This window comes from Cetobacterium sp. 2G large (assembly GCF_014250655.1).
Taxonomy (GTDB): Bacteria; Fusobacteriota; Fusobacteriia; order Fusobacteriales; family Fusobacteriaceae; genus Cetobacterium_A; species Cetobacterium_A somerae.
This window is the reverse complement of sequence record NZ_JACHTH010000007.1, coordinates 240634-266868: the sequence shown is the minus strand read 5'-3', so window position 1 is coordinate 266868 and position 26235 is coordinate 240634. Positions and strand designations below refer to the sequence as shown.

The 26235-nt window shown below is 29.1% G+C and carries 21 protein-coding genes and 1 tRNA gene; 16 read left to right on the top strand and 6 right to left on the bottom strand.

The features are described from left to right. Window positions 1-10 precede the first annotated feature (10 nt). The 7 genes from H5J23_RS11885 to H5J23_RS11855 all read left to right on the top strand — a co-directional run bounded on the left by H5J23_RS11885 (window position 11) and on the right by H5J23_RS11855 (window position 6961). On the top strand, window positions 11-922 hold the full coding sequence (locus H5J23_RS11885; protein WP_023050555.1) for an ABC transporter substrate-binding protein: 912 nt from the start codon (window positions 11-13) through the stop codon (window positions 920-922). Then, window positions 923-1885 (top strand): ROK family protein, encoded by a 963-nt coding sequence (locus H5J23_RS11880; protein ID WP_185892421.1) that lies wholly within the window; start codon window positions 923-925, stop codon window positions 1883-1885. A 122-nt stretch (window positions 1886-2007) separates the two neighbouring features. Beyond that, window positions 2008-3759, top strand: a complete 1752-nt coding sequence (locus H5J23_RS11875) for a bifunctional UDP-sugar hydrolase/5'-nucleotidase (RefSeq protein ID WP_185892419.1) — start codon at window positions 2008-2010, stop codon at window positions 3757-3759. Window positions 3760-3855: 96 nt separating this feature from the next. Next, entirely contained in the window at window positions 3856-4257 is a 402-nt protein-coding gene (locus H5J23_RS11870) for a nucleotidyltransferase substrate binding protein (RefSeq protein WP_185892417.1), read from the top strand. Beyond that, window positions 4258-4551: a nucleotidyltransferase family protein gene (locus H5J23_RS11865; RefSeq protein WP_023050559.1), complete on the top strand. Its 294-nt coding sequence runs from the start codon at window positions 4258-4260 to the stop codon at window positions 4549-4551. Between the two features lie 95 nt (window positions 4552-4646). After that, window positions 4647-6128, top strand: coding sequence for a bifunctional UDP-sugar hydrolase/5'-nucleotidase (locus H5J23_RS11860; protein WP_185892415.1), 1482 nt, complete (start codon window positions 4647-4649; stop codon window positions 6126-6128). A 383-nt stretch (window positions 6129-6511) separates the two neighbouring features. Beyond that, complete coding sequence (locus H5J23_RS11855; protein WP_185892414.1) at window positions 6512-6961, top strand: TSCPD domain-containing protein; 450 nt, start codon at window positions 6512-6514, stop codon at window positions 6959-6961. 77 nt (window positions 6962-7038) lie between these two features. Here H5J23_RS11855 and H5J23_RS11850 read toward each other — a convergent pair whose 3' ends face one another. Genes H5J23_RS11850 through H5J23_RS11840 form a run of 3 tightly spaced genes read right to left on the bottom strand, consistent with a single transcriptional unit; the run spans window position 7039 to window position 10858 of the window. Then, window positions 7039-8112 carry an ABC transporter ATP-binding protein gene (locus H5J23_RS11850; protein ID WP_185892412.1) on the bottom strand — a complete coding sequence of 358 codons (1074 nt, stop codon included), beginning with the start codon at window positions 8110-8112 and terminating at the stop codon, window positions 7039-7041. Window positions 8113-8125: 13 nt separating this feature from the next. Further along, window positions 8126-9823: an iron ABC transporter permease gene (locus H5J23_RS11845; RefSeq protein WP_185892410.1), complete on the bottom strand. Its 1698-nt coding sequence runs from the start codon at window positions 9821-9823 to the stop codon at window positions 8126-8128. A 15-nt stretch (window positions 9824-9838) separates the two neighbouring features. Next, window positions 9839-10858, bottom strand: a complete 1020-nt coding sequence (locus H5J23_RS11840) for an ABC transporter substrate-binding protein (protein ID WP_185892408.1) — start codon at window positions 10856-10858, stop codon at window positions 9839-9841. Window positions 10859-11188: 330 nt separating this feature from the next. Here H5J23_RS11840 and H5J23_RS11835 point away from each other — a divergent pair, with 330 nt between their 5' ends. From H5J23_RS11835 to H5J23_RS11825, 3 genes are read left to right on the top strand one after another with little or no spacing between them, the layout of a single operon-like run. Next, window positions 11189-12115, top strand: coding sequence for a tripartite tricarboxylate transporter substrate binding protein (locus H5J23_RS11835; protein ID WP_185892406.1), 927 nt, complete (start codon window positions 11189-11191; stop codon window positions 12113-12115). Between the two features lie 23 nt (window positions 12116-12138). Beyond that, window positions 12139-12573: a tripartite tricarboxylate transporter TctB family protein gene (locus H5J23_RS11830; RefSeq protein WP_185892404.1), complete on the top strand. Its 435-nt coding sequence runs from the start codon at window positions 12139-12141 to the stop codon at window positions 12571-12573. A 9-nt stretch (window positions 12574-12582) separates the two neighbouring features. Further along, window positions 12583-14049, top strand: a complete 1467-nt coding sequence (locus tag H5J23_RS11825; protein ID WP_185892402.1) for a tripartite tricarboxylate transporter permease — start codon at window positions 12583-12585, stop codon at window positions 14047-14049. Window positions 14050-14151: 102 nt separating this feature from the next. Here the strand turns inward: H5J23_RS11825 and H5J23_RS11820 are convergent. From H5J23_RS11820 to H5J23_RS11810, 3 genes are all read right to left on the bottom strand, one after another. Next, window positions 14152-14227: transfer RNA gene (locus H5J23_RS11820), tRNA-Met, on the bottom strand. A 150-nt stretch (window positions 14228-14377) separates the two neighbouring features. Beyond that, window positions 14378-18895, bottom strand: coding sequence for a discoidin domain-containing protein (locus H5J23_RS11815; RefSeq protein ID WP_185892401.1), 4518 nt, complete (start codon window positions 18893-18895; stop codon window positions 14378-14380). 2 nt (window positions 18896-18897) lie between these two features. After that, a complete protein-coding gene (locus H5J23_RS11810; protein ID WP_185892399.1) occupies window positions 18898-20664 on the bottom strand; it encodes a hypothetical protein in 1767 nt (588 codons plus the stop codon). Between the two features lie 168 nt (window positions 20665-20832). Here H5J23_RS11810 and H5J23_RS11805 point away from each other — a divergent pair, with 168 nt between their 5' ends. The 6 genes from H5J23_RS11805 (at window position 20833) to eutA (ending at window position 26229) form a co-directional block, all read left to right on the top strand. After that, window positions 20833-21825 carry a D-cysteine desulfhydrase family protein gene (locus H5J23_RS11805; protein ID WP_185892397.1) on the top strand — a complete coding sequence of 331 codons (993 nt, stop codon included), beginning with the start codon at window positions 20833-20835 and terminating at the stop codon, window positions 21823-21825. Between the two features lie 133 nt (window positions 21826-21958). Continuing rightward, window positions 21959-22300: an ethanolamine utilization microcompartment protein EutS gene (gene eutS / locus H5J23_RS11800; protein WP_023050568.1), complete on the top strand. Its 342-nt coding sequence runs from the start codon at window positions 21959-21961 to the stop codon at window positions 22298-22300. 3 nt (window positions 22301-22303) lie between these two features. Beyond that, a complete protein-coding gene (locus tag H5J23_RS11795; protein ID WP_185892396.1) occupies window positions 22304-22723 on the top strand; it encodes a EutP/PduV family microcompartment system protein in 420 nt (139 codons plus the stop codon). Between the two features lie 4 nt (window positions 22724-22727). Then, entirely contained in the window at window positions 22728-23306 is a 579-nt protein-coding gene (locus H5J23_RS11790) for an ANTAR domain-containing response regulator (protein ID WP_185892394.1), read from the top strand. After that, entirely contained in the window at window positions 23303-24697 is a 1395-nt protein-coding gene (locus H5J23_RS11785) for a sensor histidine kinase (protein ID WP_185892392.1), read from the top strand. The genes H5J23_RS11790 and H5J23_RS11785 overlap by 4 nt, the downstream gene beginning before the upstream one ends. Window positions 24698-24798: 101 nt before the next feature. Then, on the top strand, window positions 24799-26229 hold the full coding sequence (gene eutA, locus H5J23_RS11780) for an ethanolamine ammonia-lyase reactivating factor EutA (protein WP_185892391.1): 1431 nt from the start codon (window positions 24799-24801) through the stop codon (window positions 26227-26229). Window positions 26230-26235: the final 6 nt, after the last annotated feature.

Below are 26235 nucleotides of genomic sequence, written 5' to 3'. Positions count from 1 at the left end.
GAGGGAGTAAATGAGAAAGGTTTCAAAGTTACTATTATTATCATCACTATTTTTAGGGTTAGCTACAGGTGCTTTTGCACAAAAGAAGTTTGTTTTAATAACTATGGATTCAATGGATGAGCATTGGTTATCAGTAAAAAAAGGGGCAGAAACTAAAGCTAAAGAGTTAGGGGATGTGGATATTATATTTAGAGCTCCAGCGGGAAAAGTTGATCCAAATGAGCAAACAAGAATGGTTGAAGATGCTATAAACCAGAAAGTAGATGCAATTCTTTTAGCACCATCTGATAAATCTGCATTAGGACCTGTTGTGGAAAGAGCTATTGATGAGAAAATACCAGTTGTTATAATAGATTCTCCAGTTGATGCAGAAGGGTATGTAACATTCCTATCTACAGATAATTACGCAGCAGGAGCTTTAGCAGCTGATACTTTAGCAAAATTAGTTAATGAAAAAGGAAAAGTTGGAATTATCAATGCTCAGCCAGGAGCAGGAACAGCTATAGCTAGATCTTCTGGATTTGAAGATAGATTGAAAGAGAAATATCCAAATATGAAAGTAGCAGGAATTCAATATTCAAATGGAGATAAAGCTGTAGCATTAAATCAAGCTACTGATATGATGACAGCAAATCCAGATTTAGTAGCATTCTATGGTTCTAACGAAGGATCAACAGTAGGAATTTCGAGAGCTTTAGAGGAAAGTGGAAATATTGGAAAAATTAAGTTAGTAGGATTTGATTTCTCTAAAGATACTATAACTGGATTAAAGAATGGTTCTATTCAAGCTTCTATGGTTCAAAATCCTGAGAAAATGGGATATGATGGAGTAGCGGCAGCTTATGATAATATAAATGGTAAAGAGGTTCCAAAGCATGTGGATACTGGAGTTAAAGTTGTAACAGTAGGAGATTTAAAATAGATGAATTACTATGTGGGAATAGATATAGGAGGCACTAAAATAGCAACAGTTGTTGCTGATAAAAATTTTAATATACTTAATAAAAAAAGGTTTTTAACTGCAGAAACTAAATTACCTTTAAAAAGTATAGAAAGAATAGTGGAGAATATAGATATTCAATTGAAAGAGATGGCTATAACTAAAGAGGATATTTTAGGAATAGGTATAAGTTGTGGAGGTCCACTAAATAGTAGGGAGGGAGTGATACTTTCTCCTCCTAATCTTCCAGGATGGGACAATGTTAATATAATAGAGATTTTAAAAAGCAGCTTTAATACAAAAGTATATTTACAAAATGACGCAAATGCCTGTGCTTTAGCTGAATGGAAACTAGGAGCAGGTAAAGGTTTTGAAAATTTAGTTTTTTTAACTTTTGGAACTGGAATGGGAGCAGGACTAATACTAAATAATAAATTGTATTGTGGAAAACAAGATTGTGCAGGAGAGGTTGGGCACATTAGATTAAATACTACAGGACCAGTTGGATTTGGTAAAGCTGGGTCTTTTGAAGGATATTGTAGTGGTGGCGGAATAGTAAAACTTGGAGAAATATTTTTAAAAGAAGAGTTAGGCAAAGGATATTCTGGCCCATTAAAAGAAAAGTATGAAAGAGGTTCTATAGAAGCTAAAGATATATTGATATTGGCCTTTGAAGGAGAGGTATTATCTAAAAAAATAATAGATGAAAGTGCAAGGCGATTAGGTCAAGGTCTTTCAATATTAATAGATATATTAAATCCTGAAGCAATAGTGATTGGAAGTATCTATAGTAGATGTGAAAATCTGCTTAAACCTATTGTTGATTTAATTTTAGAAAAAGAGTGTATAGAACAATCGTTAAATGGTTGTAAAATTGTACCAGCAGAGTTAAGTGAAAATGTTGGAGATTTAGCAGCTATAATAGTAGCTAGTGGAGAGTATTGAAAATATAAAAAATTGCAGATTTTGTCTGCAATTTTTTAATTTCTTAACAAAAACTTGCTACTAATAAAAAAAAGAATTACAATAGTGTTAATCTGTATAATACAAAATCAGGAGGAGATTAAATGAGATTAAAAAATGTGGTGCTAATAGGAACTTTAACAACATCGTTTTTATTGGCTAAAGAGGTGGATATAAAAATAATATCTAGCTCAGATGTACATGGAAGAATTATTCCTTGGGAGTATTCAGGAGATTCATATGTTTCTGGAAGTTTTAGCCAAATAGATACATATGTGTCTAAAGAAAAAGAAAAGAGCAACAATGTTATCTTAGTTGATGTTGGTGATGCAATTCAAGACAACTCTGTTGAAAAGTTCTCAAAAGTTTTTCCAAATCCAGTAGCAAAAGTTATGAATGTAATGGAGTATGATGTATTTGTTCCAGGAAATCATGAGTTTAACTTTGGATTAGATGTTTTATCAAAGTACACACAGGATTTTAAAGGAAAATCTTTAGCATCAAATCTTTTTTATAAAAAAGATGGAAAAGAGTTTCTAGAAGGTTCTACAATAATGGAAAAAGATGGAATTAAAGTTGGATTTATTGGTGTAACAACTCCTCTTATTACAAAGTTTGAAGCAGATACAGGAAATGTAAAAGATTTAGAGGTTATGGATTCAATTCCAGCTATAAAAGCACAGGTTGAAAAATTAAAAGGAAAAGTGGATGCTATAGTTTTAGTTGCTCATATGGGATATGATAATGAGAATGGTGTTCCTGGAAGTGGAGTGAAAGATATAGCAAATGCAATTCCAGAAATAGATGTTATCCTATCAGGACATGCACATAAAGAGGTTTCAAGTATAGTTGAAAATGGTGTGGTAATAACAGCACCTTATAAATATGGACAAGACTTATCAATAGTTGATTTAAAGTTTGACACTAATAAAAAATCAAAACTTGTATCAAAAGAGGCTAAAACTGTTTCTTTAAAAGGTGTTGAAAATAGTGAAAGAGTAGATAAAATATATGCTCCTTATCATGAAAAGTTAAGAGAGGAAGCTAACATAGTTATAGGAAAAGCAAGTAATCCTCTTGTACCAAAGGATAAGGTTAAAGGAATTCCAAGCATCTATGTAGAGGATACAGGACTTGCCACTTTTTTACATAATGTTATGTTAAATTATAGTGATGCACAAGTTGTTGCACTTTCTTTAGATAGAGATGACTCTAAATGGGATGCAGGTGAGGTAAAGAAAAAAGATATTGCTTATAACTATCGTTATACAGGTGGAGAGATTACTGTATATGAATTCACAGGGAAAGACCTAAAAAATTATATGGAGTGGTCTGCTGAATATTTTAATACTTTAAAACCTGGAGATTTAACAATAAGTTTTGATTTAGATAAAAGATCTTTTAAATATAGCTTATATGATCAATTTGGTGGAGCACAATATAAGATTGATTTAAGAGAGGAAAAAGGAAATAGAATAAAAGATTTAAAACTTATGGATGGAACTCCAATAACAGATGATATGAAAGTTAAAGTTGGAATGAATTCATATAGATTCGATATGTTAGCTAAAAAAGGTGGCATATTTGAAAATAGAAATATACCTATTTTATGGGATTCTAAAACTGCTTATGGGAAAGCAGAGGGGACTATTCAACAACTATCTATGAAATATGTCCAAGAGAAAAAGGTAATTGATGGATTGCCAGATAATAACTGGGAAATAATAGGACTACCAGGAGATAAAAATCAAGCTATTGCAGTTGAACTTATAAATGAAGGAAAAATAACTCTACCAAAAGAGGGAAGAGCTACAAATATAAGATCAATAACTGTTGAGGATATAAAAAATAAATAAAAAATATTAAAGCTGTGGAGAAATCTACAGCTTTTTTGCTTAAGCAAGATAGATATGATACAATATATAAAAAAGTTAGAATAGGGTGATGTTTTTATGGGAAAGAGATGGAGTGAAAAAATTAAAGATTTAGAGAACGCTGTTTCAAGATTAGATGAAGCCATAAAAGATAGTAAAAAAATAGAGTTATCAACACTAAAGGATGGAGTAATTCAAAGATTTGAATTCACGTTAGAGTTATCTTGGAAAATACTAAAAACATATCTAGTGAATGAAGGAATAGATTGTGTGAATACACCAAAAAGTGTTGTGAGAGAAGCATATAAAGCTGGAATTATAAAAAGTGGTGAGATTTGGATAGAGATGATAGATGATAGAAATTTAACATCACATATTTATAGTCAATCAATGGCAGATGATATATATTTAAGAATAACAAAAAAATATTTTAAAGAATTAGATTTGTTATTTCACTTTTTAAAGGAGATGAACTTTTAAATGAAGTTTGGTTTGAAGGAAAGAGAGTTAGATGAGATAAAAGTTTTGTATTATCTATTTCCTGAGATAGATGAGATTGTTATATTTGGATCTAGAGCAAGAGGAGATTACAGTAGAGTTTCAGATATAGATATTGCGATAAAAGGTGATGTAGATAAAATTATGTATAAAATAAGAGATTATTTTGAGGAAAGTAGCATAATATATACTGTGGATGTTGTAAATTATATATCTATAAGCAATCAAGATTTTAAAGAGAATATAGATAGTGAAGGTGTAATTATTAATGGTTAAAGCTGTGGAGAAATCTACAGCTTTTTGCTTTATAGTTGGTATATGTGATATAATACTTCAGATTTAAATTTAATTATTTTATTGGAGGGTGTATTTTGAAAAAATTATTACTTAGTTTTTTACTTATTTCGTCATTGGTTGTTGCTCAAGAAAAAGCGACACTACTATATTTTAATGACTCTCATGTGATTTATCCAGTTGTAGATAAGCATGGAGAGAGAGGAGGAGTTGCTAGAGCTAAAACTTTAGTTGATTCTGTAAAAAAAGAAAATAAAAATACTATAGTGCTTCAAGGTGGAGATTTAGGAGGGGGAGTTTTATTTGGAGCTGTTTATCATGGATTTCCAATGATTGAAGCTTTTAATAAAATGCCTATAGATATTTCAAATTTTGGACAACATGAGTTTGATTTTGGAGTAACTGAAGCTAGAAACTTAGTTAATAAATCTAAGTTTCAATGGATAAGTACTAACTTAAAAGAAAGCTCAGGAAAGCCTTTTAATAATTCTAAAGAGTATATTGTAAAAAAGATAGGAGATTTTAAAGTTGGATTTCTAGGAACTACTGATGGAATGGAAACAACAATTCAAACAACTGAAATTTATCAAGAGGATATAATAAAAAGCATTGGAGAAAATTTAGAAAAACTAAAAAAAGAAAAAGTTGATTTCATAGTTCTTTTAACTCAATCAGAACCAGAGCTTAATATAGAGATTTTAGAAAAATATCCAGAAATAAATGCAGTATTAGCAGAAGAAAAATCTGAAAAATATAATTTTGTGACATATGTAGGAGAAAAGCCAATTGTCTCTCCACAAGGAAATATGGGATCTATTGTAAAAATTGATATATTTAAAAATAAAGATGGAAAAATAAAACAAAGTCTAGAATTTTTGCCAGTGGATAATTCTGTTCCTTCAGATAAGGAGATGTTAAAATTAGAAGAGTTTTATAAAGAAAAATTAGATAGAGATTTAGGAACTGTTATTGCAAAAAACAATGTAAAACTAGATTCAGGATTTGGAGAGAATCATCATGCTAGATATGAGGAAAGTAATGTAGGAAATCTAATAGCAGATGCTTATAAAAATCACTTTAATACAGAGATTGCATTTATGAATGGTGGAGGAATTAGAGCAAATATAGAATCTGGAGATTTTAGATTAAGAGATGCAATATCAATTCTTCCATTTTCAAATAAAGTTGGTGCTTTTAAATATAGTGGAAAAACTATAGTAGAAGCATTGGAACATGGAGTTAGTAGTGTGGATAAGAAAGCTGGAAGATTTTTACAGGTTTCAGGAATGGAATATAGTTATAACCCTAAAAATGAAATGGGATCAAGAGTAAGCAATGTTACTATAAATGGTAAACCTATTCAATTAGAAACTATTTATACAGTTGCTCTTCCTTTATACATAAAAAATGGAGGAGACGGGTTTCAAATGTTAAAAAATACTATGGGAGTAGTAGAGATAGATTCAGAAAAAAATATTGATTCAGATATCTTTATTGATTATGTGAAAAAAATAAAGGTGTTAAACCCTAAATTAGAGGGAAGAATAGTTGTAAAATAAAGGAATTGCAGAGTAAAATCTGCAATTTTTTTTAATCAAAATTAAGAGGAAAGAGGTAAAAACTAGACTAAAGTATTTAAAATATGGAGTTTATATAAAAAAAGACTTAAAAATAGGTATGAAAATGTAGAGTTACTATTTTGAAAACAAAAGTACAGAAAAATGACGCTATTAAATGAGATTTAAGGCGTTCGTTTGAAATTGACCTAGTTAGAGTTAAGAAGACAAAAAAATGATATATAAAGCTATATAAATGATATAGAAAGGGTATATATAAAATGTAATACAAATTAAGGAAAAACAGTAATTTTTTATTTGACATATTGAAAATAATGAGCTATATAGCTATATTAACAATATAAAAATACAAGGGGGAAAAAATTATGAAAAGAAATTTATTTTTATTAGCTGGAGCTTTAATGATAAGTACTTTTGCTAATGCAGAAGTAAAAAAAGATGTTAAGTTTACAGAGGTACCTTATGGAGCCTGCTCTAAAGAGATGACTGTAGAAGTTAAAGATGGGAAAATAGCATCATTTTCAGCAGTGAAAGGATGTCCAGGAAACTTAAATGCAATATCTAAGTTGCTACCAGGAATGGAAGTAGATAAAGTTATCGCTCTTTTAGATGATAATCCATGTTCAGGAGCTCCAATAAAAGGGTTATCTTCATGTATGGATAATTTAGTTGAAATGCTAAAATATCATGTTAATGGAGAGGGAGAGGGACATGTGGCAGAGTTAAGAAAAAAACAAAGAGCTCAGAAAATTGCATTCTCTTACAATGGGCATGTTTGCTCAGGTTGTGGACTATGTGATGCTCAGTTCTCATAAGAATTAAAAAAATTAAAAAGGTGCAAGTTCGTTTAGTTTTGAACTGCACCTTTGCTTTTTATGAGAGGAAAATACGACTACTCTTTGATTATATGAAGAGAATTAATATCCAATCCAAACTCTATTTTTTCTCCAACTTTATATATTTTTTTATTCATGGGATTATTTAAAGAAACTTCAATTTTAAAGTTAGAATCAATGAGAATCTCATATTCATGATGTCCTCCCATAAACATACTTCTTGTAACTAGTCCATTCATTTCAGAAGCACCAATTAAAATAGTTTCAGGTCTTGCTAAAACTTTTACCGTAGAGTTTATCTCTAATTTTTCATTGTGCTCTACCTTGTACTCTTTTTCATAAATTTTAACAATTGTAAAAGTTTCAGAAGATTCTAAAACAATAGCTGGAAAAATATTTGCTTTTCCAATGAAGTTGGCAACAAATTCGTTGATAGGTCTTTGATAAACCTCTATTGGAGATCCAACTTGTTGAATTTTACCATCTTTCATTATAACAATTTTATCAGAAAGTCCCATTGCCTCAGATTGATCATGAGTTACATATATTGATGTTATGCCAACTTCTTGTTGGATTTTCCTAATCTCGTCTCTCATATGTATACGAAGTTTAGCATCTAAGTTAGAAAGAGGCTCATCAAATAGTAAAACTCCAGGTTCCATTACTAAAGCTCTAGCTAAAGAAACTCTTTGTTGTTGACCTCCAGACATTTGGGATGGAACTCTGTTGGCAAAATCCTCCATTTTCATAAGAGAAAGTATTTTATTTACTCGTTCATTAATCTCTATTTTAGATAATTTTTGTAACTTTAATCCATAAGCGATATTATCAAAAACATTCATGTGAGGGAACAGTGCATAGTTCTGAAAAACCATTGCAGTATCTCTTTTATCAGGAGTTATTCGCTCAACATTTTCATCTCCAATGTAGATATGACCATCTGTTGGAATTTCAAAACCAGCAAGCATTCTTAAAGTAGTTGTTTTACCGCAACCAGATGGCCCAAGTAAACAAACAAACTCCCCAGGATTAATATCTAAATTAAAATTATCTACAGCTTTAACTTGTCGATCATCATCTGTTAAAAAAATTTTATTTAAATTTTCAAATTTAACTCTTTTAGCACCCATATTCTATCTCCTATTATTCTGTAATTTCATCGATTCCCATCTGTTTTAAGACCATTTTCATAATTCCAATAACCAAGAAAACAACGATGATTAAAATTGTACAATATGCTGAAGCAACACCTATTTTTCCTACATCAATTTGATTCATAATAGCAACTGTTAGAAGATTATAATTTGCAGAAACTAAGAATATAACAGTACTAACTAAAGTCATGCTTCTAACAAATGCGTAGACTAATCCACTAAAAAATGCAGGTTTAACCATAGGAAGAGTAATAGAAGTAAATACTTTCTTACTATTTGCACCTAAAACCATTGCAGCTTCTTCAATAGATGGATCAATTTGTTGAAGGGCAGCCATACCAGAACGAATTCCAATTGGCATATTTCTCATGATAAAAGCTATTATTAAGATAGTTGCAGTTCCAGTTAAAATAAAAGGTTTGGTATTATACGTGATAACATAACCAAGTCCAACTATAGTTCCAGGAATTGCAATGGCCATCATTGTAGAAAATTCTATAAATCCTTTTCCAATAAACTTTCCTCTAATTATTAAAAATGCAATAATCATAGCTAAGATTCCAGTTATAGGAGTAGATATTAAGGATAAAATAGTTGTATCAATAATAGGTTTCATACCTAAGTCAAAAACATATTTATAATGATCTAAAGATGGAGAGTAGTTTATTCCCCAAAGTTTAACAAGAGAACCAATTGGTATTGTAATATACATCATAAGTACAAAAATAGTTAAAAGAGACATAATTATAAAAATAGGCAGTGTTATAGATTTTTCCTTTATTTTTTCACGTTCTCTAGAAACTTTTCCAGTTACAGTAACATAAGACTTTTTACTTATGTAATACTTTTGAGTTACAAATATAGAAAGAGATATTAAAACGAGAATTATAGAAAGAGCAGTGGCACTTCCCATATCATAGTTTCCTATCCCTTGAAGATAAACCTGAACAGCAACAGTTGTAAAGTTTCCACCAATAACCATAGGATTACTAAAATCAGCTATAGTTTGAATAAAAATAACTAAAAAAGCATTGGCAATTCCTGGAATCATTAGAGGGAAGGTTATAGTTTTAAAAACATCCCACCGAGATGCACCTAAATCCCTAGCAGCTTCTTCTACAGATGGATCAATTCTTTGTAATAAACCTATTAGCATCAAATATGCAACAGGAAAAAAGGTTAAAACTTGTACTAAAACTAAGCCATGAAAACCATAGATGTCAGCATTTTTTATTCCTAAAATCCCTCGTGTTATAAAACCTCTTCTTCCAAGAAGCAAAATGGCAGATAAAGCTACAACAAAAGGTGGTGAAACTATAGGAAGAATAGCGACACTATTAAAGATTTTCTTAAGAGGCAGTTCTAAATAGGTCATACCATAGGCAAAGAAAAATCCAATTCCAGTAGAAAAAATAGAGGTTACGATACCTAATAAAATGGTATTTTTGATGATATTTAAACTTTCAGGAAGGTTCATAACCTCTATATAATGTTGGAAAGAAAAAGTATTATTAGCAGTAAAACTTTCCTTTAAAATATTGAATAAAGGAAGTATTGTAAAAAGTAATATAATAACTATTACAAAAATAATTGTAGAGAAAAGAATAGGGTCATTAAAAAATTTTTTGAAACTTTTGATTTCATTTGAAATTTTTAATTGAACCTTTGTTTTATTTTGTACATTCATATAGTTATCTCCTTACTATTTTGTAGGAACTTCAGCTTTTGTAGCTTTACTAAATTCATCTAAAAGATTTTTTCTATTTTTACCAGCCCAATCAAAGTCGTACTCTATTAGTTTTGCTCCTTTAATCTCTTCAACTTCAGAAGGAGGAATAGCAGTTGTATTTGTTAAAAATTGATAAGAACCTACAGTTTGTCCAAGCTCTTGTGCTTTTTTAGATAGTGACCAATCCACAAATTTTTTAGCTGAAACTTGATCTGGACCATTAGCTAAAACAGCAACTCCACCAATTTCAAAACCTGTTCCTTCAGCAGGTGCAGCCATTATAATATCTTCATATCCTTCTTTTCTATATTTTATAGCATCGTGTAGAAAAGTGATTCCAATAGCAGTTTCTCCAAGACCAACCATTCTACCAGGAGCAGTTCCAGATTTTGTATACTGTCTAACTTGCCCATTAAGTTTTTGCATATATTTCATTCCCTCTTCAGGTCCCATAAGTTGAATAACAGTAGCTAACATTGTATATGCAGTACCAGATGAACCAGGATGAGCTGTAACAATTTCTCCTTTGTACTCTGGTTTTAAAAGGTCTTGCCAAGATTTTGGCATTTCAATTCCTAGTTCTTTTAAAATTTCTTTATTAGCAACAAAACCTAAATATCCTACATAGATTCCAGTCCAAACTCCATTTGGATCTTTAAATTTATCACCAATATCAGCAGCATTTGGAGATTTATAAGGTTGAATAAGTCCCTCTTCATTAGCAGCTACAAAAGCATCAATAGGTCCTCCATACCAAACAGAAGCAGTCATATTATTTTTTTCAGCTCTAACTCTAGCTAAAATTTCTCCACTACTCATTCTAACGAATTTTGTTTTGATTCCAGTTTCTTTTTCAAACTCTTTAGCAGCTGCAATTGCGTGGTCTTCCATAAGTCCAGCATAAATAAGCAATTCACCAGTCTCTTTCTCTTCAGCTGAAAAAATACCAATAGATAAAAGTAAAGAGATTAAAAGTGTAAAAATTTTTTTCATAATATACCTCCCAAAAAAACTTATAATAATCTCTATATACCTCAATTTTTTCTAATAAACAAGAGTAAAGTATAAAAATTTGTAATAAAAAAATAAAATGTATACAAATTATATTTCATATACGAAACAATAAATAGTGATAAATTTTATTAGAATATAAGGAATATACATATTTAAGGACAAAAAAATATAAAAAATATACATAAAAATTTCATATACGAAACTTTTCTACAATTATAAATGTTTATTTTATGCACAAATTAGTGTATATATTAACATGAAAAGTTATTTTATAAAAATAATTAAAATTAAGTTCAGGAGGAGTTTTTAATGAAAAAGAAAATTTGGTCAATTTTATTTTTAGGGGCATCATTACTTACATTTGGAAAAGAGTTTCCAACAAAAAATGTAAATTTAGTTGTACCATTTGGTGCAGGTGGAGGAACAGATGCAGTTGCTAGAAAATTATCAAATATAGCTGAGAAAGAATTAGGAAAACCAGTAATTATAGTTAATAAAACTGGAGGAGCGGGAGCTGTTGGAATGACTTATGGGGCAAAGTCAAAAAAAGACGGTTATACTGTAACAATGATAACAAGGGAGATAATATCATTGCCACTTATGAAATTATCACCTATTTCATATAAGGATTTTGATTTAGTTAGCTTAATTAATATGGACCCAGCAATAGTATTAGTAAATAAAGATTCAAAATATAATTCGATAAAAGAATTGCTAGACGATGCAAAAGCTAATCCTGGAAAATTAAAATTTGCAAGTACAGCAAAACCAAACTTTTATGCTTTGGCAATTGAAATCGAAGAAGGTGTTAAGTTTAATCACATTCCATATAATGGAGCATCTGAAGCAATTCCAGCAGTATTAGGAAATCATGCGGATTTAACGATAGTAAATCCAGGAGAAGCTATTGGACAAATTAAAAGTGGTCAATTAAAACCTATTGGAATAATGGCTAGTGAGAGATTAGAAAATTTAAATGAAGTTCCAACATTAAAAGAGCAAGGGTATGATATAGTTTCAGGAACTTGGAGAGGATTAGCTGTACCAAAAGGAACATCTCCAGAAGTTATAACAAAATTAAATCAGGCATTTGAAACAGCAGCAAACTCAGAAGAGTTTAAAGAGTTTATGGATAGTTCAAACTTCGGAATTAAGTATTTAAATGGTGAAGATTTCGGAAAATTTATAGAAGAAGATACAGTGACTATAAATAAAATTATAGAAAGTTTAAATTAAGAAGAGAAGGAGTATAATAAATAATGATAGAAAAAGTATTTTCAATATTTCTTTTACTTGTAAGTTTAATAGGATACTACTTAGCTAGAGGTTTTGAAAGTGGATTTATGACAGATAATGGGTTAGGAGCTGGGTTTTTTCCAAAATTAGTTTGTATAATCTTAGGAATTCTTTCAGTACTGATGTTTATAAAAAGTTTTAAAGACAAGAATATATATAAATTTAGCAAACATAATAAAAATACATTTATAATAATAGGTTTATGTGTTGTTTATCTATTTTTGATGGAAAAAATAGGTTATTTATTAGCTACAATAATTTTCTCTATTAGTGTAATAATGACGTTGGATAGAAAAAATATAATTATGAGCATAGTATTTTCAATAATTTTTCCTATTGGGATATACTACTTGTTCTCAAAGGTATTTAATGTTTCTCTACCAACAGGAATTTTATAGGAGGAAGTTATGTTTAATCATTTATTAGAAGGGTTTGGAACAGCGTTACAATTAGGAAATTTATTTTATCTTATCGCTGGAGTAACAGGAGGAGTTGTTATAGGAGCTCTTCCAGGATTAACAGCAACGATGGGAGTGGCAATACTTCTACCATTTACTTTTGGAATGGATGCAGTTACAGGGCTTATTATGCTTGTAGGAATATATATAGGAGCTATTTATGGAGGATCAATATCAGCGATACTTTTAAATACACCTGGAACACCTGCATCAGCAGCAACTTGTTTAGATGGATATCCATTAGTAAAAAAAGGGCAAGCAGCAAAAGCACTAAGTGCATCAACAATAGCCTCTGTAATTGGGGGATTAATAAGTTGTTTAGCGTTAGTTACAATTTCACCATATTTGGCTAGATTTGCTTTAAAGTTTAGCGCACCAGAATATTTTTCATTGGCATTATTTGGACTTACAATAATTGCAAGTATATCTTCTGAAAACTTTCTAAAAGGAATTATAGCAGGATTTATAGGATTGTTAATTTCTACTGTGGGAATGGATCCAATAACAAGTTTTCCAAGATACTCGTTCGACATAGTGGATTTATTAAATGGACTATCTGTTATTCCAGTATTAATTGGTTTATTTGCAGTTTCAGAAGTTTTTAATCAAATAGAAATTATGTTAAAAGAAAAGCATATAAAAAATGACATAAAAATGGATAAAAATTATATGACTTTTTCAGAGATAAAAAAATCTCTTCCAACGATGATAAAATCAGGAGTTTTAGGAACTTTTATAGGGTCTATACCTGGAGCGGGAGCAGATATAGCAGCTTTTGTATGCTATAATGAAGCTAAAAGAAGCAACAAAAATGAAAAATTTGGAAGTGGAAGTTTAATTGGAATTTCAGCACCAGAAGCTGGAAATAATGGGGTAACAGGAGGAGCATTAGTACCTTTGTTAACGCTGGGAGTTCCCGGCGATGCTGTAGCTGCAGTTTTATTAGGAGCATTAATAGTTCAGGGATTAACACCAGGACCACTTTTATTTGAACAAAATCCAGAGATAGTATACGGATTATTTAGTGCTATGATTTTAGGAAATATTATTCTTTTATTTGTAGGCCTAGGAGGAATTAAGTTTTATAGTAGAATTGTAGAAATTCCAAAGTTATTAATGATACCAAGTATTCTTATTTTATCAACAGTAGGATCATACTCTATGAATAATAGCATATTTGACGTTATTGTAACATTGAGCTTTGGTATTATTGGATATATTATGAGTAAAATAAAAATGCCAAGTTCTCCAATTGTTTTAGCAGTAATTTTGGGTCCTATGCTAGAAACTAATTTAAGAAAATCAATTTTAATGTATGAAGGGTCATATTCTTTTTTATGGACAAGACCAATAACTATAGTATTTTTAATTTTGACAATATTATCTTTATACTCAGCTTATAAAAAAAATAAATAGATTAAAAAATTGCAGATTTTATTCTGCAATTTTTTTATAATAAATTACAAAAAATAAAAAAAACTGCCAAAACTGACAGTCAAAAGTTCATATATTAAATTTTGGTGGCGGGAGCTGGACTCGAACCAACGACCTTCGGGTTATGAGCCCGACGAGCTGCCAACTGCTCTATCCCGCGTTACCTTTACTAAATAAGTATAACACGTAACTTAGAGTGTGTCAATAAAAAAATACAAATAAATTAAATTGTTTTAAAAAATTATACTAATATAGAAAAAGAGTTATGAAGAAATACTGCTCCACAACTCTTTTAAAGCTTATTTTAAAATTATACAGTTATAAGTTTTTCTAAGAATAATCTATTTTCTTCAGCTATAAACTCCTCTTTGTTGTTCCAATTTATTTGCCAAATAGGAATAGCAAAAGGTGGATATGTTTTACAAACATCGATAGCTTCTTGAGAAATTGGGAAACTATGACGTAAGAAGTAGTCACTAGTATCTCTATTTAATATATCTGAAGTGAACATAGCAAGTTTAGAAGCAGCATCTTCATTTGAAGTTGTAGGATTTGCTTGCATATACTCATTCATTTTTATTATAAACTCTTTATCATTATAGAAATATCTCATTTTAAACCAGAAAGCAAGCTTTCCCCAATAGTCAGCATCATATATTGAGATTTCTTCATTTGTGATGATGTTGTCATTAGACCATCCACCGCCATGGATATACTCTAATATTCCAGATTCAGCAAACCAGTTATTGAAAACTTCACCGAATAATCCCATTAAATAACCATTGTTATCAAGCTCATGTCCAACTTCGTGTCCAACAACCCAGTGATGTGCATATCTTTCTTTAGTTAAATGATTAAATGCTAAAGGGCCTCCACTATAAGCTGTATATCCATTTCCAGTACCAACACCAGCGTGAGGATTATTTGTACTTAATCCTGTCCACATTAATCTTTTGTAAGGGATAGGCTCATCAAACGCTTTATTAGCTCCAACTAAATTATATAAAAAGTCGATATATTCATCTCTAGTTCTTAGAACGTCTAAAAAGTTTTCAGGTTTAATATTACTTTTTAACCAATCGATGTCAAAAGCAGCTATTGTATTAACTCCTTCGATATAAGCTAAATTACAACTGTGATATTCAGGCATAATACTCTCTATTTTAGATTTTTGATAAAACTCTTTAAAAGAATCATATCCATAACGATAAGTTAATCCGTTATCTAATTCACTTAAAGTATACATTCTAATTTCAGATTCTCTAGAACCTTGTAAAAATAGTTGTCCCTGTTGGTCACCAGGATTTATAATATTTATTCCTTGTTTAAAATTAAAGTTACAGTTAGGATTTGGTTTTCCTAAGAAGCTAGTTAAAGTTCCTGTAATAGTTCTGTTAAAGACAAATATATAATCTTGGTTTGGTTTTAAATAGTGAGGAGTCATATAAAGATTTCCAGTACTATTTGCATTTATTCGATTAAAGTAAAAACTATTAGTTTTTTCTAAAGCTTTAATTGAAAGAACATCAAAAGGATTAGAGCTATTATTATTTATAAAAACTTTTGCTAGTTCTAAAGCTACAATTAACTCTTTGTCTTCAGTTACATATTTTTCAATCTCTTCAATATCTTTAATTCCGATTCCAGGTTTTACTTTTGTAAAATCATCATTAAATATATCTTTTATTCTAGCATGAATAGGATTGTAAATTTTGAAATTTACTTCATAAAGAGATACTGAGTTACTACTTGATTCTAAAGTTCTTATCATAACCTCTTTAGCTAAAACAGGTGGAATTTTTAAAATTTTTACTTCATCATTAGCAGAGTTACCTATTGAGAAGGTAGTAGCAAATCTCCATTGGTCACTGCTAGTTTCTTTATAATAAATTTCACCACTTTTTATATTACCGTTTATAGATTTACAAACATATCTAAATTGATCCACAACTTTAGGCGTTTCAAAAATAAATTCAACATCTCCTATACTGCTTCCATAAAAATTAGTTTCTAAATCTCCATCAAGAGCATTTTCAATAGGTTTATGTGAACCACATCTAGATATACCTTTTATTGTATTTTGTGGAATTTCAGTAAATAAGTCGTTTATTACGTAATAATCACTTTGAGTACATGGAATAATTTCGATATAGTGAGGTTTCCATTTTTCAATCTCTTCTAGAAAAACTCTAACTTTGAAGTCTTGGGTGTATATAGAAGAGAAATTTATATCAATTTCGTTCTCTTTTAATGTATAGTTTGTAGTTTTTAAAACTCTATTATTTCCTAAGCTATCCACATAAAGTATTTCAACTCCATATAAAGTGTTAATATTATTTTTTAATTTAAGTTTAAGATGATTAATAACTCTTAAATCATTGTTAGAATAATCGATATCTTTATAAAAAACCCTTTCTCTGAATAAATCTTTAGCCAATTGAATTTTATCTATATACTCTTGAGTTACGAGAACTCTTTCCTCTAATTTTAGTATTTTTTCAAATGTTACATCATCCTTTAGAGATGTAAAAGTTTTATCAACAAAAAGCTCATTTAAATCGTCTTCTAAAAAGTTATGGATATAAGTAGAAAGTTCATCTTTTCTTATTCTACGATTTGCAGTTTTAATAAAAAGCTCTGAAATAAACATAGGTTCAATTCTAGAATTAAACTGATTATTTTCATTGTAAAGATATCTTTCTTTTGTCAATGGGTTTTCACAATAAATTGAGAATCTATCTTCAAAAGTTGTTAAAAATTTCGAAATTAATTTTTTTTCAGAGAATTTAATCATATTATAGATTACGTTATCTACTGCATAATAATCAATTATTACATTGTCATTATTATATTTTGTATCTTCATCAGTATTGAAAGAGTAGTTTTCAATATTTTCTATAATTGCTTCAACACCATAAATTTCGTAAGTTCCATAGATTAAAAGTTCAAAGTTATCTGTGTATATTTCTGTAAAATTAACAACTTTTTGATTGTTTTCTAAATGACTAATCTCAATATTTTTTAGCTTAAATGCTTTTTCTTGCTTATCGAAATATCTAATATCCGCTCTTAAAATATTTTCTAAAGCAACAAATTGTAATCCTGTAACTACAGAGTATTCTTTTAGATTTTCAGCTTTAAATACGTTAGGTTCAATGCTTTCTAAATAAAGGTTTTCAATCTCTTTATAAATAGAGTTATATTCAGCAGTATTAGCCAAAAGTGTTCTTAAATATCTTAAATATTCTAAGTCAACCTTATCAACTAAAGATGTTTTAGTTTCATCTGTAAAACATTCCATTAAAGTATCGTAAAGACGATTATATCGGAAAAATTCAGTTTCATATATTAAAACATGATCATCATTTCCTTTCGTAACTCTAACACAAAGTTCTTTAGCTAAGATTGGTTTAAAGTGAACGTTTCTCCAGTTGCCAGAAATCCCATCCATTAAACATTGAGCAACTTCCATCCACTCATCTTCTGAGCTTTCTTTATAAAGTAAAGTGTAGTTTTGAATTCTTCCTAAAGAGTTAGGTCTTGTTAAAACATGAACTCTATCAATAACTTTTTCTTGGCTAAAAGAAAAATATACATCTCCATAACCTATAGATGTAAATGGATTACTATGAAACTGAGTTGCTTCATCTCCGTCAACAGCTCTTTGAGCTACAAGATGTGCATAATGACCGCAACCAGATGTAGCTGTAATTGTAGATTTATCTATTCTAGTATCCTCATCGATTTCAGAGTAATAATCCTCTCTAAAAGGAGCACCAGTAATAGTAAGATTTTCTTGGTTTGCTCCATATATTTTAAAAGTTATATCTTTTGCAAAAAATGGTTTAAATGTAACTTTATTTTCATCAATAGATAGAGGAACTTTTGTAAAAATATTTCCATAGTTATCAGTATATTCAACTTCAATATAACCATGAGCTAGGTTTTCGCTTAGAGAAAACTCTTTCCACATTTCAAACTTATCATTTCTGTATATCATAGTTTTTCCATCCTCTTTTCCAGTTAGTAGTTTTTTAGCTAAATTTAACTTTAAAATATACTCTTCAGTAGTATGTACTTTAGAGCTAATAGCTTTTATTGTATTATAGGTAATACCTTCATTTAATGCTGTAAAGGTATTATCTGTGAAAAGAGAGTCTATTTCATAAGAGATGTAGTTAAAGATGAATATATTTGTATTCTCTAAAAAGTTTACTGTCAGAGGATTACTACTTCTTATAAATAGTTTTTTCATCATAATAGGTAAAAATTTATAAGTTCCACTACTGCTATCAGCTTCAACAGTTATTTTTACAAAATCTTGGTTATCACCAGATGAATAAAATAATTCGAACTCTCCATTAGGAATAAACTTTATTCTATCTACAATTCTTGATTCTTGAAGTTTAAAATAAAACTCTTTATTTTGGTTTTCAGAACTAATCTCTACTTCATTTAATTTTATTCTTGTATCAACATCTTCATTTTTATAATACTTTCTTCCGTTTACAATAACAGGAGTAACATTTATAATCGAGGCTTCGTCATCTTCTATTAAAACTTTAACCTCTCTTGTTAACACAGGATCAAGTTCCCATTTTTGAATATTTCCTTCTTCACTAATTTCTCTAGCATATAGATTTATAGTATTATTTAAAAAATCTTTAAATTGAATATTTAAAGATGAAGGAAAAATATTGTTTTGGCTCTCTAAAATTAAATTAGTAACCACTGAGTAATCGTTGAGTTTTAAAGTGAAAGTTTTTGAACTAGGTGCATTACCATTTCTAATAAAAATCAATTCTGGAACGAACTCTTTTAAATCCATATCTATCTTGTCACCTCCTGCTGTATTCTATTTAAGTAATATTGATTGAACAACTCTCTTTCTCTTCTAAAAAATTCCTTATGATTTTCAAAAGTTATATTATCTATATCTAAAAATAGATTAGGATATTTATTGCAAAGATTAATAGTGTCTTGTGAAAGAGTATATCCTTTTTGTATGAAAAGAGAAGCTACATTTCTACAAATTAACTCACTTAACCAAAGAGCTAATTTATCTAGAGGATTTTCATTTTCAGAAAATTCATATGTGTAGTATTTTCTAAAAAGTCTAGTTATAAATCTATCAGAATTTGAATACAGCATGATTTTTATAAATATATCTTTTTTATTTTCTCCTGTTAGAGCTAAAACTTTATTGTATTTAAATTCAAAAGTTTTATAAAATCCAAGTTTTAAAAGGTCACTTAATTCTTTAGAGAAAAATTTATTAGAAACCATTTCTTCAGCAGTTAATCTACAAATTAAAGGTGTTGCAAAATTGTGAATTCCATTTTTGAAAAATAAACTTGCATCTCCACCAAAGTTTAAAATACTTCCAATATCTGTATTTTTTATTCCAACTCTTTCTTCAGAATCTCCCTGCCATAATAATCTTTTAATTATATTTTTATCAAAATATAAAGGTGTATCCAAGATTGCATATAAGTAGTCATAGTAAGCATCAATAGTGATAATTGCATCTAAAAAACGATGTTCATCGAAACTGTTTTTAATCCAATTAATATCAATATTAGCAATAAAGTTTTTCCCCTCGATAAACATATTTTTTCTACCATTTTGTAAGTTTAAAAATTGGTTGAACTTACTTTCTCCCATTTTAAATACATTTGTTTCATCAAATCCGTATCCTCTAATATATATATTTTCATTAAGGTCACCTATTAGAAAAAGTTCTCCAGATTTAGGGATAAAAACTTTATTTATTCCTCTTGCTAATTTTATAGTTTTATTGTAATGAAAATCTTTTCTATCTTCAAAACAAACTATTTCACAATCAGAGTTAGATATGAATATTACATTTTTACTATTCTTAACAAACATTCCTAAAGAGTTAAGTTTATCTGTTTTAACAATTTTTAAAGTATTGCAAAACTCATCAATAGTTATTGAATTGTTTTTAGAGATTGCAACTTCATTATATTTAATTGTAGTCATTTTAGAGAAAAATAGGTATTTAACTATTTCACTAACACTGTATAACTCTGGAAAATCTTTTATATCATTTTGAACTTCATCAATTATTGCTAAAGTTAAAAAATCCGAAAGTATAAAATCACCATTGATTTCATCGAAAAATGTGAGCATATTTAGCTCTTGCATTAAACTACTGTAAAAACTTATTTCATTCATAGTAATAAATCTTCCGTTACTTCCATGAACTCGAATACAAATTTCATTGGCAAAAATTGGAGAAAATTCAGCTGTTCTTAAACCTTCACTTGTTTCCCAATTAGATGATCTAAATACAGAGATCCAGTCTGCTGTAGATATATTATTTTTATATAGAACTTCAAAACTTTGAATGAGTCCCCATCCTCTAAGATTACTTGTATAAAAATCTATTTTTTCAAGCACTCTATGTTGAGGTAGCTTAAAATAGATATCACCGTAAGAGCCAGTAGGATAACTTCCATTAGAAGCATAAACAGTTTCTAAATTGCCGTCAAGAACTAAAGAAACTTCATTATTACCAAAATGAGATAAATTTGCTGATGCTGTAATTGAATCGTTAGGTATTTTATTATTCACATTTCACTCCTTTTGTATTTCCTTAAACTATTATGAAATAATTTTACATTCAATGTATTGTTAAGTCAATAGTAAAAATTTTATTTTAAATAAAGTTTTTTACCTATATAAAATTAATGTGATATAATCTTAAAAAATCAGAACTTATAATAAAAAGGGGGAAATTTAATGAACAACAAAATTAATATTGCAAATTTACCTACAAAGATTGAAAAATTAGAAAAAATTTCAGCGGAGTTGGGAGTTAATATTTTTTTCAAAAGAGATGATCAAACGGGAAGTGAAGTATCTGGAAATAAAGTTAGAAAGTTGGAGTATTCAATTAAAGAGGCTATAGACCAGGGATGTGATACATTAATTACTTGTGGTGGAATACAATCAAATCATGCTAGATCAACTGCAGCAGCAGCCATAAAAGCAGGGCTTTCATCAGTTTTAGTTTTAAGAACTAATGAGGAACCTGAGGTAGATGGAAACTACTTTGTTGACAGACTTTTAGGAGCTGATATTAGATTTATAACATCAGATGAATATAGTAATAGTAGACAAGAGATAATGGAAAATATAGTAAAAGAGCTGGAAAAAGATGGACGAAAAGGCTATATAATACCTGAAGGTGCATCTAATGGAGTTGGAAGTTTAGGGTATATAAATTTTGTTAAAGAGGTATTAGAGTTTGAGGAAAAATCAGATATAAAATTTGATACTATTGTAGTAGCTGTAGGCTCTGGTGGGACATATGCTGGAATTCATATGGGAAATGATATATATTTAGATGGAAAAAGAAGAGTTGTAGGATTTAATGTTTGTGATACTGCTGAATTTTTCAAAGAAAAAGTAAAAGAGATTATTGAAGAGAGTAAGGAGTATTTAAATGAAAAAGATTTAGAAAAAGTAAAATCTGAGAATATGGATATAATTGATGGTTATGTAGGAGATGGGTATGCTTTAAGTACTCAAGAGGAATTAAATTTTATATGGGATTTAGCAAAAAAAGAGGGAGTAATTTTAGATCCTGTGTACACTGGGAAAGCTATGTTTGGACTTCATAAAGAAATAAAAAAAGGAAGTTTCAAAAACTCTAAAAATATTTTATTTGTTCATACTGGAGGTTTATTTGGATTGTTTCCTAAAAAAAATCAATTTGAATTTAAAAGCTAAAAATATTTTGATATAAAAACTATGTAGGTTGCAACTTTATAGAAGTTGCAATTTTTTTATCCTTGAAAAAAATGGACATTTGTGATTTAATTGTAAACAAATGAAGTAAAATAAAAACAAAAGAGGTATAACTATGGAAAAAGTTAGAATGATTCAGGAGTATGTACCAGGAAAGCAAGTGACACTAGCACATCTAATAGCTCATCCAAATATAGATATCTATAAAAAAATGGGGCTAAATGTTGAAAATAAAAATGCTATAGGGATATTGACAATAACTCCAGGAGAAGCAGCAATAATAGCAGCAGATATAGCAACAAAATCAGGAGCAATAGAGATAGGATTTTTAGACAGATTTAGTGGAACTTTAGTTATAACAGGAGATGTTTCAAGTATAGAAAGTTCTTTAGAAGCAATTATGGAATACTTAAAAACATCTTTAAATTTTTCGATTACAAATATTTCGAGGTCTTAAGATATGAAAATAATGTTAGTAGGAAAAACTGGAAGTGGAAAAACAACATTAACTCAAATTTTAAATAATCAAAAAGTTGAGTACAAAAAAACACAGATGGTAGATTATATTGGAAAGATAATTGATACACCAGGAGAGTATTTAGAAAATAAAGTATACTATAAAGCTTTAAATGTTGTTTCTATAGATGCAGATATCATAATATTAATTCAATCAGCAACAGATGAGGAAAATCTATATCCACCAAATTTTGCAAGTATGTTTCTAGGAAAAAAAGTCTTGGGGGCAATAACTAAAATTGATTTAGAGGAAAATTGTAAAGATGCCGAAAAGATACTAGAGAATGCAGGAGTTGAAAAGATCTTTCCTTTGGACTTGAAAAGTTTAAAGGGAGTGGAGTGCTTAAAAACTTTTTTGAGGTGAGTTAATGAGAAAAACCGTTGTTGTAGCAGAGGATGATTCATTGATAAGAATGGATCTTGTGGAGATGTTAAAAGAAAATGAGTACGATGTTTTAGGGGAAGCTAAGGATGGACTAGAAGCTGTTGAACTAGCGCTTAGACATACTCCAGATATTTTACTTTTAGATTTGAAGATGCCTTTTCTTTTAGGAACAAATGTGGCAAAAATTTTAAAAGAAAAGGAGTATAAAAATTGCATAATTATGCTAACAGCTTATAGCGTGGAAAACTATATAAAAGAGGCTACTGAATATGATGTGTCAGGGTATTTAATAAAACCATTAGATGAAAAGATTCTTTTGTCACAGATGGATTTGTTGTATAAAAATTATAGTGAAAAAATAAAACTAAAAAATGCTTTAGAGTTAAGTGAAAGAAAACTAAAAGAGAGAAAGATGTTAGAGAAAGCCAAAGGTATTTTAATGTGTAAATACTCTTTAACTGAGGATGAAGCATATACAAAAATTAGAAAAATAAGTATGGAAAAGAGAATTTCAATCTGTCAGCTATCTGAAATTATAAATACTACTGGAGAGCTGTTATGATAAAAACTTATTGTAAAATGTGTGCTACTCTAACAACGCAAGATATAGATAAAATACAAAAATTAGAGGAAACAGCTATAATTTTAAGTAACGTTTTAGGTGTGGACACATTTATAGATTGTCCTACAAAAGATGGAGAGAAAGCTTTAGTAGTACATCATTCGAAACCTGAAACAGGAAGTATGTATTCTAAAAATATAGCTGGAGAGGTAGCTCTTTATAAAAATGAACCAGCTGTTTTAAGAACTTTACAAACTGGAATGCCATCTAAAAATTATAAAGCTATAACTCAAGAGGGAGAAACAGTTTTACAAAATGTAATTGCTATAAAAAATGAGAGTAATGAGATTATTGGTGTTTTGATATTAGAGCATTCTGATAAAAAGAAAACCCTTTTAAAAATAGGAGATGTAGAAACTCCTGAGGAGTTAATGAGTAACTTTTTAGAAAGTAGATATACAATACCAGAGCTTATAAAAGATGGAATAGTTATATTTAATAATAATGAAACTGTAACTTATGCCAATGGAGTAGCTAAATCTATTTATGAAAAAATGGGATTTGGAAAAAATATTGTAGGTGAAACATTTCAAAATATAGTTATCAACAGCGTGGAGTTTAATAATATATTACAAAATAAAAAGATAGATGTAGTTGAGATAAGTATATTAGATATGGTTTTATCAGTTAGTTATTTCGCAACTCTAGAAAATAAAAAAAGGCAAAATGTGATTATGATAGTTAGAGATATAACCCAAGAGAAAAGTAAAGAGCAAGAGATAATTTTGAAATCTGTGGCAATCAAAGAGATACACCACAGAGTAAAAAATAATTTGCAAACAATTGCTAGTTTATTAAGGATTCAAAGTAGAAGATCTAAAAATAGAGAGGTTAAAAAAATCTTAGATGAAACTATCAGTCGGATTTTAAGTATAGCTATAACACATGAGGTTTTGTCCGAAAAAGGATTCGATAATCTTAATATCAGAGAAATAGTTGACTTAATATACAAAAATTATTCAACAAAAACTATTGACAAAAAAGAAAAAATAGAGTTTACTATTATTGGAGATAACTTTAATATCTCATCTGAGAAAGCTACAGCGATTGCTTTAGTTATAAATGAAATTATCCAAAATATAGTAGATTATGCTTTTCCAGACGATGTAGCTGGAAAGGTAAAAATACTTATTCAGAAAGATCACTTCTTTTCAAGAATTACAATTTCTGACAATGGGGTCGGAATTCCTAAAGAAAAGATATCATCTTCTGGTTTAGGATTAATGATAGTTGAAAAAATAATAAAAGAGCAGTTAAAAGGTAGTTTTGAAATTAGTAGTGAAGTAGGAAAAGGTACAACAGTCAAGTTTGAAATAAAAAATGAATATTAAATATACAAGGTTGTATATTTTAAAATAGCAAAGAAGCTAAAGAATATAGTGGGTAACTATATTTCTTTAGCTTTTTTTGTTCTAATTAGGAGGTAAATTTAGTGAAGGAAGAGATTATAAGTGTGGGAATTGATATTGGAACATCTACAACCCAGTTAGTTTTTTCGAAAATAACTTTAGAAAATCTATCTTCTGGAGCAAGAGTTCCTCAAATAAAAATTGTGGACAAAGAGATTTTTTACAGAAGTAAAATCTATACAACACCACTTGTAAATTCTTACGAAATTGATATAGAAGCTTTAAAAAAAATATTAAAAGATGAGTATGAAGCTTCTAAAGTTCCTAGAGATAAGATAAGTACAGGAGCTGTGATAATAACTGGAGAAACAGCTAGAAAAAGTAATGCTAGAGAGGTACTAAAGGCTTTAAGTGGAATGGCTGGAGATTTTGTCGTAGCAACAGCTGGACCAGATTTAGAAAGTATAATATCTGGAAAAGGCTCTGGGGCTATGAAGTTTTCAGAAGAGAATAATACAAGTATTTATAATTTAGATATAGGTGGTGGAACAACAAATATCTCTTTATTTGATAAGGGTGAGGTTGAAGACACAACTTGTTTAGATATAGGTGGTAGATTAATAAAGTTTGAAAAAAATAGTTTAAAGATAGCATATATTTTTAAAAAATATGAAAAGCTTATTGAAAGATTGAATTTAAGAAGTTTAAAAGTTGGAGAGATTGCTAGTGAAAGAGATTTAGAAATTTTATGTGATAAAATAGCTGAAATTCTTTTAGAAGCAGTAAGAAATAATCAACTTAAAAGTGAAGATTACAGATTACTAATAACAGATAAAGACTATAGAACTCTATTGAAAGGTGAATTTATTAGTTTCTCAGGAGGTGTAGCTGATTTTATCTACACTGAACCTGAAAAGAAAGATTACTATACCTATGATGATATCGGTCCACTTTTAGGAGTTTGTATAAAAAGAAAATTTGAAAAAGAAAAAATAAATATAGTGAGATTAGGAGAAACTATAAGAGCTACAGTTGTAGGAGCAGGTTCTCATACAACTGAGATAAGTGGAAGTACAATAAGTTACGCTAAAGAGGTTCTTCCAATAAAAAATCTCCCTATATTGAAAATAAATGATGCAGATAAAAATTTTGATTATAAAGATTTAGTAAAAGTTTTGGAAAAAAAATTAGAGTGGTTTAAAGCAGATGATGGATATCAAGATGTAGCCATTGGATTAAGCGGTAGAAAAGGACTTAAATATAAAGATATACAAGAGATGTCTAAAAATATTTATGAGGTGATGAAAAGATTTAAAAGACTAGTGATTATAGTAGAGGAAGACATAGGAAAAGTTTTAGGACAGTGCTTAATATTAGAATCTGAAAATAGGATTCCAATAGTTTGTATAGACAGTATAAAAGTTAATGATGGTGACTTTGTAGATATTGGACTTCCTCTTGGAAGTGGAAGCGTATTACCAGTAATTGTAAAGACATTAGTTTTAAGTTATTAAATAAAA